Here is a 13,132-nt window from a genome sequence, read left to right on the forward strand (position 1 = left end):
ACCTCATACGGTATGCAATCTACAGTCGAAGCGCCAAGGGGAGCTGATCGCCGATGACGAGTTCCGCGGAGCCGGAGTCGATTTCTGGGGGCCACCTGGTGGCCAAGGCGCTCAAAGCCGAGGGCGTCGACACCATCTTCACGCTGTGCGGCGGGCACATCATCGACATCTACGACGGCTGCGTGGACGAGGGCATCGCCGTCATCGACGTCCGGCACGAACAGGTCGCGGCACACGCGGCCGACGGTTACGCCCGCATCACCGGCAAGCCCGGTTGCGCCGTCGTCACGGCGGGTCCGGGCACCACGGACGCCGTCACGGGCGTCGCGAACGCGTTCCGCGCGGAGAGCCCGATGCTGCTGATCGGCGGCCAGGGCGCGTTGAGCCAGCACAAGATGGGCTCATTGCAGGACCTCCCGCACGTGGACATGATGACGCCGATCACGAAGTTCGCGGCCAACGTCCCGCACACCGCCCGCATCGCGGACATGGTGTCGATGGCGTTCCGCGAGGCCAACGCCGGCGCGCCGGGCCCGTCGTTCCTGGAGATCCCGAGGGACGTCCTGGACGCCAAGGTGCCGCTGAGCACCGCACGGATACCGGAAGCGGGCCACTACCGCGCGTCCACGCGCAGCGTCGGTGACCCGGCGGACATCGAGAAGCTCGCGGACCTGCTGGTGCACGCCAAGAAGCCCGCGATCCTGCTGGGTTCCCAGGTGTGGACGACGCGGGCCACGGACTCCGCGATCGACCTCGTCCGCACCCTCAACATTCCCGCCTACATGAACGGAGCGGGCCGCGGCACCCTGCCTCCCGGCGACCCGCACCACTTCCAGCTGTCGCGCCGCTACGCCTTCGACAACGCCGACGTCATCGTGATCGTCGGCACCCCGTTCGACTTCCGGATGGGCTACGGGCGAAGGCTTTCCGCGAACGCGACGGTCGTCCAGATCGACCTCGACTACCGCACCGTCGGCAAGAACCGCGACGTCGACCTCGGCATCGTCGGTGACGCCGATCTGGTCCTGTCCAGCGTCGCGGCGGCCGCGTCGGGCCGTGAGGACAACGGCGCGATGGGCCGCAAGGTGTGGCTGGAGGAACTGCAAGCGGTCGAGGAGAAGGCCCGGTTGAAGCGGGCCGAGCACCTGCTCTCCGAGGACCTGCCGATCCACCCGTACCGGCTGGTGAGCGAGATCAACGACTTCCTCACCGAGGACTCCATCTACATCGGCGACGGCGGCGACGTCGTCACGTTCTCCGGTCAGGTCGTGCAGCCCAAGTCACCCGGCCACTGGATGGACCCCGGTCCACTCGGGACGCTCGGCGTCGGCATCCCGTTCGTGCTGGCCGCGAAACTGGCCAGGCCCGAGAAGGAGGTCGTGGCCCTGTTCGGCGACGGCGCGTTCAGCCTCACCGGCTGGGACTTCGAGACCCTGGTCCGCTACAACCTGCCGTTCGTCGGCATCGTCGGCAACAACTCGTCGATGAACCAGATCCGCTACGGCCAGGCGGCCAAGTACGGGCTGGAACGCGAACGCGTCGGCAACACGCTCGGCGACGTGCGCTACGACCAGTTCGCCAAGATGCTCGGCGGTTACGGCGAGGAAGTGCGCGACCCCAAGGACATCGCGCCGGCGTTGCAACGGGCCCGCGAGTCCGGCAAGCCCTCGCTGATCAACGTGTGGATCGACCCCGACGTGTACGCGCCCGGAACCATGAACCAGACGATGTACAAGTAGGTGAGCTGACCAAAATGGGTAAAACTCCGACCAAAGCCCTTGAGGGCGTCAAAGTCCTCGACATGACGCACGTGCAGTCCGGACCGTCGTCGACCCAGCTGCTCGCCTGGCTGGGCGCGGACGTCATCAAGCTGGAAACCCCGGGACGGGGAGACATCACCCGCGGCCAGCTGCGTGATCTGCCCAATGTGGACAGTCTCTACTTCACGATGCTCAACTGCAACAAGCGGAGCATCACCCTCAACATGAAGTCCCCCGAAGGCAAAGAGGTCTTCGAGAAGCTCATCGGCGACGTCGACGTCCTCGTCGAGAACTTCGGCCCCGGTGTCGTCGAGCGGTTCGGCTACCCGTGGGAGAAGCTGCAGGCGCTCAACGAGAAGCTCGTCTACGCGTCGATCAAGGGCTTCGGGCCCGGCCGCTACGCCGACTTCAAGGCGTACGAGGTGATCGCGCAGGCGATGGGCGGCTCGATGAGCACCACCGGGTTCGAGGAGGGGCCGCCGCTCGCCACGGGCGCGCAGATCGGCGACTCGGGCACCGGCATCCACCTGGTGGCCGCGATCCTGGCCGCGCTGTACCAACGGACCAACACCGGACGCGGGCAGCGCGTCCAGGTCGCGATGCAGGACGCTGTCCTGAACCTGTGCCGGGTGAAGCTGCGCGACCAGCAGCGGCTCACCCACGGGCCGCTGGGGGAGTACCCGAACGAGCAGTTCGGGGACGAGGTGCCCCGCTCCGGCAACGCATCCGGTGGTGGCCAGCCCGGCTGGGCGGTGCGCTGTGCCCCCGGCGGCCCCAACGACTACATCTACGTGATCATCCAGCCCGTCGGCTGGGCCCCGCTGACCGAGCTGATCGGCAGGCCCGAACTCGCCGAGGACCCGGCCTGGAACACGCCCGAGGTCCGGCTCTCCAAGCTGGACAAGGCGTTCGCGCTGATCGAGGAGTGGACGGAGAAGCACACCAAGTGGGAGGTGATGGACAAGCTCAACGCCCACAACATCCCGTGCGGACCCATTCTGTCCACAAAGGAGATCATCGAGGACGAGACGCTGGCAGAGCTCGGCACCGTGGTCGAGGTCGAGCATCCCGAACGCGGCTCGTTCAAGACGGTCGGCAACCCCCTCAAGCTATCCGACTCCGCGGTCGACATCCAGCGCCCGCCGCTGCTCGGCGAGCACAACGACGAGGTCCTCGGAGCACTCGGGTACAGCGCGGACCGCCTCGCGGGACTGCGTGCCGCCGGCGTCATCTAATCCTCGAGGGAGAAGAATCTCATGCCGGACAACGGCTACGACCGCGCCGCGGTCGAGAACGTGCTCGCGAAGGTGCGGGCCGAGGGACGGTCGTCGCTCACCGCACCGGAGGGCAAGCGGGTCTGCGACGCCTACGGGATCGCGACCCCGGCCGAGGCGCTGGCGAAGTCGTCGGAGGGCGCCGTCGCGTTCGCCGAGGAGATCGGCTACCCGGTCGTGCTCAAGATCGTCTCACCGGACATCCTGCACAAGACCGAGGCCGGCGGCGTGCTGGTGGGCCTGAAGAACGCGGCCGAGGTCGCCGAGGGCTACCGCACGATCATCCACAACGCCAAGAACTACAAGGCGGACGCGGACGTCACCGGCGTCCAGGTCCAGCAGCAGCTGCCGACCGGGAAAGAGGTCCACGAGGTCATCGTGGGCGCCACCACCGACGAGACGTTCGGCAAGATCGTCGCGTTCGGTCTCGGCGGCATCCTGGTCGAGGTGCTCAAGGACGTCACGTTCCGGCTGGCACCCACGAGCCCTGCCGAAGCCCTCTCCATGGTCAACGGCATCGCGGCGGCGGAGATCCTCCGCGGTGTGCGTGGCGCGGAGGGCGTCGACGCGGACAAGCTCGCCGACCTGATCCACCGCGTGTCGGATCTGGTCACGGACTTCCCGCAGCTCGCCGAGGTCGACCTGAACCCCGTGCTGGCAACGCCTTCCGGGGCCACCGCGGTCGACGTGCGCATCCTGGTGGACGAGAACGCCGCCAAACAACCGCACCGGTTCACCCAGGAAGAGATCCTCGCCTCGATGAACCGGATCATGAGGCCGAACGCCGTCGCCGTGATCGGTGCCTCGAACGAAGAGGGCAAGATCGGCAATTCGGTGATGAGGAACCTCGTCAACGGCGGCTACCAGGGCGAGATCTACCCGATCAACCCCAAGGCGGACGAGATCCTCGACCGCAAGGCGTTCGCGAGCATCGCCGACGTACCGGGAGACATCGACGTCGCGGTGTTCGCCATCCCGGCCAAGTTCGTGCCGGCCGCGCTGGAAGAGGTCGGCAAGAAGGGCGTCGGCGGCGCGATCATGATCCCGTCCGGCTTCGGCGAGACGGGCAACATCGAACTGCAGGACGAGATCGTCGCCATCGCGCGCAAGCACGGCGTCCGCATCCTCGGCCCGAACATCTACGGCTACTACTACACGCCGGAGAACCTCTCAGCGACGTTCTGCACGCCGTACGACGTCAAGGGCGGCGTCGCCCTCACGTCGCAAAGTGGCGGAATCGGTATGGCGATCCTCGGATTCAGCCGTTCCGCGGGCATGGGCGTCTCCGCGATCGTGGGTGTGGGCAACAAGGCCGACATCGACGAGGACGACCTGCTGACGTTCTTCGAGTCCGACCCGAACACCCAGCTCGTCGCGATGCACCTGGAGGACCTCAAGGACGGCCGGTCCTTCGCGGAAACGGCGAAACGCGTCTCGGAAAAGAAACCGGTCGTGGTGCTCAAGGCCGGCCGGACCGACCAGGGCGCCAAGGCCGCGAGCTCCCACACCGGCGCGTTGGCCGGCAACGACCGGGTCTACGACGACATCCTGAAGCAGAGCGGCGTGATCCGCGCACCTGGCCTGAACGACCTGCTGGAGTACGCGCGTGGAATCCCGCTGCTGGCCACGCCGAAGGGCGAGAACGTCGTCATCATCACCGGAGCGGGCGGCTCGGGCGTGCTCCTCTCGGACGCCTGTGTGGACAACGGGTTGTCGCTCATGGAGATTCCGGACGACCTGGACGCGGCGTTCCGGAAGTTCATCCCGCCGTTCGGCGCGGCGGGCAACCCGATCGACATCACCGGCGGCGAACCACCCTCGACGTACCGGAACACGATCGCGCTCGGTCTCGCCGACGACCGCATCCACTCGTTGATCCTCGGCTACTGGCACACCATCGTCACGCCACCGATGGTGTTCGCGAAGCTCGTGGTCGACGTCGTGGAGGAGTACCGGGCGAACGGGATCCACAAGCCCGTCGTCGCTTCGCTCGCGGGCGACGTCGAGGTCGAGGAAGCCAGCGAGTACCTGTACCGCAACGGAGTGGTTGCGTATCCGTACACAACGGAGAAGCCTGTCGCAGTACTGGGTGCCAAATACCGGTGGGCCCGTGCTGCCGGCTTGCTGTAGATAAGTCGTGAGTGGTCGCTGGTCTTGGGAGAGACCGGCGACCACTTTGCGGCAGTACAAGGAGAGATGGCCCGTCCGCGACCGTGTACACGCCCACGGTCGCGAACCCGCCAGGGAGGTCAACGAAGACAGCCGGTCCTCTGGAGGTTGTTAACCGTGGATGATCCAAATCTGGCAGCTCGCACGGAAACCAGCGTGCCACCCGAGAAGGAGCGCGTCTGGGCCGCGGGCAAGCTGGAAGCGATGCCCATCAGGAAACTCCCCGACGCACCACCGTCGATCCACCTGCTCGGTCCCACGGTGTTCCTGGTGGCTCTTGGCGTGGGCATGGGCGAGTCCTACATGTGGCCCCGCCTGGTGCTGGTCTTCGGACCGGACATCAGGTGGCTCTTCCTGATCGGCGTGACGCTGCAGGCCGTCGTCATGCTCGAGATGGCGCGGTACGCGATGGCGACGGGGGAGAGCATCTTCTTCGGCGCCGCACGCGTGTTCAAACCGATCATGTGGTTCTTCTTCGTGGTCGCGATGCTCGTCTACATCTGGCCAGGCCATCTCTCCGCCGGAGCAGCGGCTCTGGAGAAGATCACCGGAATACCCTGGACGGTGTCGGCGTGTGTCGGACTGATCCTGGTCGGGGTGCTGTTCAGCCTCGCCAAGGTCATCTACAACCTGCTCGAGAACCTGCTGTCCATCCTCATCGGACTGCTCGTCGTCAGCACGTCCGTGGTGGCGGCGATGGTCGGCACGTGGGGCGACCTGACCAGCACGCTGAGCGGCATGCTCCAGTTCGGGTACTTCCCGGCCCAGGCGATGTCGCCGGAGTGGTTCCCGATCATCGTCGGCTCGATCGCGTTCGCCGGACCGTCCGGCATGCAGCAGATGTGGTACACGCTGCACCTGCGCGACAGCGGCGCCGGCATGGGTGCGCACATCCCGAAGGTCCGCGGGCTGCGGCACGCGGGCGAGGAAGAGAAGATGCCGGCCCGCGGCTTCATGTTCGACACCGAGGACAAGGCGGAGCTCGCGAAGTGGAAGGGCTGGCGGCGCTGGGTCACGTTCGACGCGCTGTTGCTCTTCTGGGGCATCACGATGCTCGTCACGGTCTCTTTCACGGTCCTCGCGCAGTCGGCTTCACGGACCAGCCCGGACGTGAAGGCGCTCATCGAGTCCGGTGAGCGTGAAGCTGCTTTGAACGCCATGTCGGACGCGTTCGCGTCGGCGGGCGGACCGGTGCTCGGCGCGGTGTTCCTCGGGTTCATCGCGTTGATCGGCCTGAACGCCACGCTGGGTCTGTTCGACTCGTTCTCGCGCGGCCAGGCGGACATGACGTACCACTTCGTCAAGGGCGCCAAGAAGTTCGGGATGTCGCACCTCTACGCGGGATTCCTCTGGGGTGTCATCACCTTCGGCATCCTGATCCTGCTGTTCGGACCCGCCGACGGACCGGGCGCGATTCTCGACGTGCTCGCGTTCCTGTCGACGTTCGCCATGGGCGCCTACTGCGTGGTGCTCCTGCTGGTGAACAACCGGATGCTGCCCAAACCCATCCGCCCCAAGCTGGTCACGAACCTGATCATCGGCTTCGGAGCGGTGTTCTACCTGGGCATGCTGTTCTTCAGTCTCATCAAGTTCGGAGTAGTGGTGGGCTGAGATGGCGATCCGCGAAGGCTTTCTCAAAGAAGCGGTGCCCGGCGCGTTCGTCGGTCTCGCCGCGGGGCTCATCGCGGGAGGGCTGGCCGCGCTCGTCGGCCAGCCGCTCGGGTGGGCACTCGTCACGACGGTCGCTCTCGGCCTGCCGCTGGGTGCGTTCGGCGGCGGTTTCGGCCTGCTGGTGGCGGCGGGCCGGCTCCCGGCCGGACGGTTCGCCCCGGTGGCTCTGTACTGGCTCGTGGCGTTCCCACTGGCCAGGCTCGTCCACGAGACCACCGTGAGCCTCGTGCTCACCGGTCAGGTCCGACTGCCCGCGGACCTCGCGGGTTTCCTCGCCTACCAAGGGATCGTGAGTTTCGGCTGGGCCATCGGTTTCCTGTGGCTGCACGAACGCATCTCCATGCGCCTGCGCGCCACCGCCTCCCGCTGACCTTCCCTTCCGCCGAAGGAGCCCAAGGATGTTGGATCTTCCCGTCTGGGTGTGGATCGCGACCATGGGCGGCATCGCCGCCATCATCGCGTTCGACTTCTACCTGGTGGTGCGCAAGCCGCACGAACCGTCGTTCCGCGAGTCGTTGTACTGGGTCATCTTCTACGTCGGCCTGGCCGTCCTCTTCGGACTCGGCGTCACGGTGTTCGCCGGGCCCGGCCACGGCGGTGAGTTCTTCGCCGGCTGGATCACCGAGTACTCGCTGAGCGTCGACAACCTGTTCGTGTTCGTGATCATCATGGCCCGGTTCGCGGTGCCGCGGGAGTACCGGCAGAAGGTGCTCATCGTCGGCATCATCCTGGCCCTGTTGCTGCGCGCGGTGTTCATCGCCGCGGGAGCACAGGCGATCGCGCGGTTCGACTGGCTGTTCTACTTCTTCGGGGCTTTCCTGATCTTCACGGCGTGGAAGCTGTTGAAGCAGGACGAGACCGACGAGGCCGACGTCCCGGAGAACGCCGCTTTGCGCGCGGTGAAGCGGTTCCTGCCGGCGACCACGGTCTACCAGGGCGCGGCGTTGACGACGCGCATCGACGGCAAGCGCGTCGTGACGCCGATGCTGATCGTCATGGTCGCCGTCGGCACCACGGACCTGTTGTTCGCCGTCGACTCGATCCCGGCGATCTTCGGGCTCACCAAGGAGCCGTACCTGGTGCTGACCGCCAACGCGTTCGCGTTGATGGGCCTGCGCCAGCTCTTCTTCCTGGTGGGCGGTCTGCTGGATCGCCTGGTGCACCTGAGCAAGGGCCTCGCGGTGGTGCTCGCGTTCATCGGGTTCAAGCTCATCTTCGAGGCGATGCACCACCACGGTGTCTCGTGGGCTCCGGAGATCCCGATCGTGGTGTCTCTCGGGGTCATCGTGGCGACGCTCGCCGTCACGACGGTCTGGAGCCTGCACACCTCACGACGGGCTGCCCGCTCCGCCGTGGAGGACGCGGAGAGTGCGCGAAACAGCGATGACGCTCCTGTGAAGGACAATCAGCCGTGAATCGTGTGGCCTTCGGCGTCCTTGCGGAGCGTCTTGGCCACGGCCGCCTGGGCCTCGGCGTCCTTGCGCTGTTCCGTCAGCGCGGTGGACAGTCCGAGGCCCAGCGCGCGGCCGTCAGCGGAGAAACCCTCACGCGGCTGGGTGAGCGAACGCGCGAAGTTCTTCAAGCGGGACATGGTCTTCCTCCTGACGATGGTGGCTCCCGAGGCGCGCAGGGACCTGAAAGGCACTGTGGCACGGGAGGAACAGGGTTGCGGCCGGGGTCCTGTCCACCGGTCGCCCATTGCGCGGGTACCCGGTGGGAAACCTCTCGCGGGTCTCCGTTGACCCCGTCCCTGTCGCGATCCAGCATACTGCGTTTTGTATGCAATCGGCCGCCACCGTGTCGCGGATCACCCGTACGGTACCAAATGACCGAATTGAGTGATCTGAGAGTGATGGATCAGTCGCCGTCCGTGGAGCTTTCGGGCGTCTTGCGGTCGTGGTAGGTCTGGCGGGTCTGCTCCGCGTGGTTGTGCATGACCTCGCCGGCCTTCTCGGCGTCGCCGTCGGCGATGGCCGCGACCAGCTCGGCGTGCTCGTTCCAGGAGTCGCGGCTGCGTGGGCGGGCGATCGGGGTGTAGTACCAGCGCACCCGGCGGTCGACCAGTCCGATCATCTCGGACAGGACCTTGTTGCGGCTGATCGACGCGACGGCCGCGTGCAGATCGGCGTTCGCCTTGACCAGGCGCTCGACGTTCGCGGTGACCAGGGCCTCCTCGCCGGCCTTCTGCAGCTTCCTGAGAAGCTTCACGTCGGACGCGGTCGCGTGCTCGGCGGCGAGCTTGGCGGAGTAGGTCTCCAGCACGCTGCGCACGGCGAGCAGCTGGTCGGCCTCCTCCTCGGTCGGGGTGTGCACGAAGGCGCCCTGGGCGGGACGCAGGTCGACCCAGCCGTCGGTCTGCAGTCGTTGCAGGGCCTCGCGCACCGGCTGCCTGCTCACGCCCAGGTACTCGGCCAGCTCGGCCTCGACCAGGTGCTGGCCGGGGGCGAGGGTGCGGTTGACGATGAGCTCGAGCAGAGCGTCGTAAACGGCCTGTCGCAGCGGTGCGGGACGTTCGACCCGGCGGGTCGCGGCGGCACTGAGTGAGCCGCGAGGTGCCCGGCGGCCACTGGGCGAAGAGGTCATGCCGGACAGAATACAGCTTTTGGTATGCAAAAAGCACTTCTGGAGAAATACCCGTGTTGTCCGTATACTGTATGCAATCTTCTTCTGGAAGAGTGGCAGAGCGGGGCGTGCTATGAAGATCGCTGTTCTCGGAGCAGGAGCGATCGGTGCCTACGTCGGTGCGGCTTTGCATCGTGCGGGCGTGGAAGTCCATCTGATCGCGCGTGGAGCCCATCTCGCCGCAATGCGTGAGCACGGCGTGCGGGTGCTGAGTCCGCGCGGTGATTTCACCGCGCGTCCACATGCGACCTCCGATCCCGCCGAGGTGGGAGAGGTCGACTACATTTTCCTCGGTCTGAAGGCGTACTCGTACGCGTCGTCAGGCGATCTGCTGGCACCGCTGATGGGCCAGGACACCGCCGTGATCGCGGCGCAGAACGGGATCCCGTGGTGGTACTTCCACGGCATGACCGGGCATCCCCTTGAGGGACAACGCATCGAGGCCGTGGACCCGGGCGGGTCCGTCACCGCCGTGCTGCCCATGGAACGGGCGATCGGCTGCGTCGTCTACTGCTCGACCGAGATCGAGGCGCCGGGGGTGATCCGGCACCTGGAGGGCACGCGGTTCTCGATCGGCGAGCCGGACCGCAGCATCTCTCCGCGGTGTGTCGCGCTCAGCGAGGCGATGGTCGCGGGCGGGCTGAAATGCCCGGTGGAGAAGGACGTCCGCGAGGACATCTGGATCAAGCTCATGGGCAACGTGGCGTTCAATCCGTTGAGCGCGCTGACCCGCGCGACGATGGTGGAGATCTGCGACCACTCGGACAGCCGCGACCTGGTGGCCCAGATGATGGCGGAGACCCTGACCGTCGCACGGGCTGCGGGCTGCGATCCGCAGATCTCCATCGACAAGCGCATCGACGGCGCCCGCCGCGTCGGGCACCACAAGACGTCGATGCTGCAGGACCTGGAGGCGGGCAAACGGCTGGAGATCGACGCGATCATCGCCGCGGTGGTGGAGATCGCCGAGCTCACCCGCGTGCCTGCGCCGACGCTGCGGCACGTCTACGCGGCGATCGACCTCCTGTCGCGCACGTCGCTGGTGTCGTAGTTGTTGCTGCGTCAGCTGGAGTACCTGGTCGCCTTGGCGCGCGAACGCCACTTCGCGCGTGCGGCCGAGGCGTGCCACGTGTCCCAGCCGTCGTTGTCGGCGGCGATCAGCAAGCTCGAACGCGAGCTCGGGGTGCCGATCGTGTCCCGCGGCCGCCGGTTCGAGTCGCTGACGCCGGAGGGGGAACGGGTTCTGCTGTGGGCGCACCGCATGCTCGCGGATCGCGACGCGTTGCGGCAGGACCTGTCCCGCATGAGGGAGTCGCTGTCGGGGGTGCTCCGGATCGGAGCCATCCCGACAGCGCTCCCGGTCGCGCCCCTGCTCACGGCACCGTTCTGCGAGCGTCACCCGCACGTCCGGGTCACGCTGGAGTCGTTGTCCTCCCAGGAGATCGTGCGGCGACTCGAAGAGTTCGAGATCGACATCGCGATGACCTACGTCGACGGCACCATGCGCGCGATGCCGTTGTACGAGGAGCGGTACGTCCTGCTGACACCCGCAGAGGAGGAGATCGCCTCCCGCCCGGTGGCGCGGTGGGCCGACGTGGCCGCGCTGCCGTTGTGCCTGCTGACCTCCAACATGCGCAACCGGCGGATCCTCGATTCGGTCTTCGCGGACGCCGGGGTGCAGCCGGTGCCGGTGATCGAGGCCGACACCGTGGCGACGTTGTGGGCTCATGTGGCGACGCGGAAGTGGTCGAGCGTCATCGCCCACGCGTGGCTGCAGATGTTCGGTACGCCGGAAGGGATGCGGGTGGTGCGCATCGAGGATCCCCAGCGGGTGCCGCGGATCGGGCTCGTCGTCGGGGACCAGGAGCCGGTGTCGATGCTGGCGCAGGCGATGCTGGGGCTCACCCGCGGGCTGGACGTGCGCGGGGAGCTGGAACGCATGCTGCACAAGCACCTCGACCGCCGGGACCTGTGACGTGTCCCGCTAAGCTCCTCCCGAACACGCAGAACCTGGGGGAGCAACGTGAACATGCGTATTTGTGCTGCCGTCGCGGCGGCGGTCGCCCTGACCACGGCCTGCGGTGGTGAGCCGGTGGCCGCACCGCCGGCCACGACCACCACGACGACTGTTGCGCCACCGACTCCGGCGGAACTGGACCAGCGCGCCAAGGCGGCGATCGCCCCACCAGGCGCGTTCGACGCGATGGGCGGCAAGCTCAAGGAGAGTGTGCCGGCGAACGACAGCGGTCCCGGCGCGGAAGGCGAGATCGTCACCGTTGTATGCAGTGGCTCCGAGTTGCGCGCCGATGACGTGTCGGTTTCGCGGACTCGGATCTGGGCGGGACAGGTGAGTCTGTTCCAGAGGGTTCACGCCATGTCCGAGCGCCCGGCGGCCGGCCTGCTGGAGGCGGTGCGGACCAGGGCGGGCAGCTGTAGCCGGTCCCGCCTGGCTGACCAGATGAAGGTGGACATCCCGATCCCCGCGCCGCAAGGCGTGGACGGCGTCTACGGCGTCTGCGAGGCGAACCGCGATCCCGAGTTGGTTCCTTGGTCGTGCCAGGCGGTGATGGGGCGAGGCACGCTCATCTCGGTCGTGGTGGCGTCCGGCCAGACCCAGGCGGCCGCAGAAGCCCAGCTGAGCTCGGTGGTGCCGATCTTCGCGGAGACGTTCGTCAAGGCGTGACAGCTACTCCTGGACGATGGACGCGTTCTGCAACCGGAGCGCGTCCTGTCCCGGTGGCGCGCCGAACATCCGCCGGTACTCGCGGCTGAACTGCGACGGGTTGTCGTAGCCGACCGAGTAGCCGATCGCGGCCACGTCGTGCGGCGCGGTGATGAGCGTGGCACGAGCCCGTTGCAGCCGGATCTGCTTCTGGTACTGCAACGGGCTCAGTGCGGTGACGGCGCGGAAGTGGCGGTTGAGCGTCGGGACGCTGGTGCCGATGTCCGTTGCCAGGTCGTCGATGCGGATCACTCTGTCGTAGCGTGCCTTGATCCACGCGATGGCGCTCGCGACCAGAGCCAGGCGGCTGTCGGCCGTGCCCGCCTGCCGCATCAGCGCCGCCTGCGGGCCGTTGAGCAGCCGCCAGTGGATCTCGCGCCGCACGGACGCGCCGAGCACCCGGAGGTCGCGTGGCTCGTCCAGCAGGCGCAGCAGTCTCGCGAGCGGATCGAGCACCCTGTCGTCGGCATCGCTGATCGAGATGCCGGGGCCGTCGTGCGGGCGGATCTTCGCCGGTCCGCCGTCCATGAGCAGTTGCGCGATGGTCTTCGGCTCCAGTTTCAACCCCAGTGCGAGGAACGGGGCGCTGGTGATGTGGCCCGTGAGCGGGAGGTCGACGGTCACGACCGCGATCTGGCCTGGGCCGTGGTCGAACGTGTGAGCACCGAGGACCGTGCGTTTCGTGCCGTGGGCGACGAGGGTGAGCACCGGTTCGGTGACGGTGCACATGGGCTCGGTCACCCGGTCGGCGGCGAACACGAACACGCCGTCGATCCACAGTGGACGGCCAGGAGTGCCGGCGAGCCGGGTGATCCGGCGACGGATCTCGTCCAGGTGCGTCATGGCTCCCAGTCTCGCACCGCCGTGACCGGATCGCCGCGAAAGTGAGCGGATCGTGCAACGGACCGAGCCCA

12 protein-coding genes are annotated in these 13,132 nt (G+C 67.2%); 9 read left to right on the top strand and 3 right to left on the bottom strand.

The features are described 5' to 3' along the window. Positions 1–53: 53 nt before the first annotated feature. From OG205_RS02735 to OG205_RS02760, 6 genes are all read left to right on the top strand, one after another. Positions 54–1,739 (top strand): thiamine pyrophosphate-binding protein, encoded by a 1,686-nt coding sequence (locus OG205_RS02735; protein WP_330274629.1) that lies wholly within the window; start codon positions 54–56, stop codon positions 1,737–1,739. Positions 1,740–1,753: 14 nt separating this feature from the next. Further along, positions 1,754–2,995, top strand: coding sequence for a formyl-CoA transferase (frc, locus tag OG205_RS02740; RefSeq protein ID WP_330274630.1), 1,242 nt, complete (start codon positions 1,754–1,756; stop codon positions 2,993–2,995). Between the two features lie 21 nt (positions 2,996–3,016). Next, entirely contained in the window at positions 3,017–5,164 is a 2,148-nt protein-coding gene (locus OG205_RS02745) for an acetate--CoA ligase family protein (RefSeq protein WP_330274631.1), read from the top strand. Positions 5,165–5,359: 195 nt separating this feature from the next. Continuing rightward, the gene (locus OG205_RS02750) at positions 5,360–6,814 is read left to right on the top strand and encodes an Nramp family divalent metal transporter (RefSeq protein WP_330274632.1); all 1,455 of its coding nucleotides are present in this window, start codon (positions 5,360–5,362) and stop codon (positions 6,812–6,814) included. Between the two features lies 1 nt (position 6,815). Further along, on the top strand, positions 6,816–7,244 hold the full coding sequence (locus OG205_RS02755; protein ID WP_330274633.1) for a hypothetical protein: 429 nt from the start codon (positions 6,816–6,818) through the stop codon (positions 7,242–7,244). Positions 7,245–7,275: 31 nt separating this feature from the next. Further along, a complete protein-coding gene (locus OG205_RS02760) occupies positions 7,276–8,289 on the top strand; it encodes a TerC family protein (protein WP_442916800.1) in 1,014 nt (337 codons plus the stop codon). Here the strand turns inward: OG205_RS02760 and OG205_RS02765 are convergent. Both OG205_RS02765 and OG205_RS02770 read right to left on the bottom strand, forming a co-directional pair. Continuing rightward, positions 8,280–8,465 (bottom strand): hypothetical protein, encoded by a 186-nt coding sequence (locus tag OG205_RS02765; protein WP_093590387.1) that lies wholly within the window; start codon positions 8,463–8,465, stop codon positions 8,280–8,282. The genes OG205_RS02760 and OG205_RS02765 overlap by 10 nt on opposite strands. Positions 8,466–8,731: 266 nt before the next feature. After that, positions 8,732–9,457 (bottom strand): GntR family transcriptional regulator, encoded by a 726-nt coding sequence (locus tag OG205_RS02770; protein ID WP_330274635.1) that lies wholly within the window; start codon positions 9,455–9,457, stop codon positions 8,732–8,734. Positions 9,458–9,569: 112 nt separating this feature from the next. Here OG205_RS02770 and OG205_RS02775 point away from each other — a divergent pair, with 112 nt between their 5' ends. The 3 genes from OG205_RS02775 to OG205_RS02785 are packed head-to-tail and all read left to right on the top strand — an operon-like array spanning position 9,570 to position 12,179. Next, the gene (locus OG205_RS02775) at positions 9,570–10,547 is read left to right on the top strand and encodes a 2-dehydropantoate 2-reductase (protein ID WP_330274636.1); all 978 of its coding nucleotides are present in this window, start codon (positions 9,570–9,572) and stop codon (positions 10,545–10,547) included. Beyond that, positions 10,548–11,471, top strand: coding sequence for a LysR family transcriptional regulator (locus OG205_RS02780; protein WP_330274637.1), 924 nt, complete (start codon positions 10,548–10,550; stop codon positions 11,469–11,471). Positions 11,472–11,519: 48 nt separating this feature from the next. Then, positions 11,520–12,179: a hypothetical protein gene (locus tag OG205_RS02785; RefSeq protein WP_330274638.1), complete on the top strand. Its 660-nt coding sequence runs from the start codon at positions 11,520–11,522 to the stop codon at positions 12,177–12,179. 3 nt (positions 12,180–12,182) lie between these two features. Here OG205_RS02785 and OG205_RS02790 read toward each other — a convergent pair whose 3' ends face one another. Continuing rightward, on the bottom strand, positions 12,183–13,061 hold the full coding sequence (locus OG205_RS02790; RefSeq protein ID WP_330274639.1) for an AraC family transcriptional regulator: 879 nt from the start codon (positions 13,059–13,061) through the stop codon (positions 12,183–12,185). Between the last annotated feature and the right edge of the window lie 71 nt (positions 13,062–13,132).

This window comes from Lentzea sp. NBC_00516 (assembly GCF_036346835.1).
GTDB classification, from domain to species: Bacteria; Actinomycetota; Actinomycetes; order Mycobacteriales; family Pseudonocardiaceae; genus Lentzea; species Lentzea sokolovensis.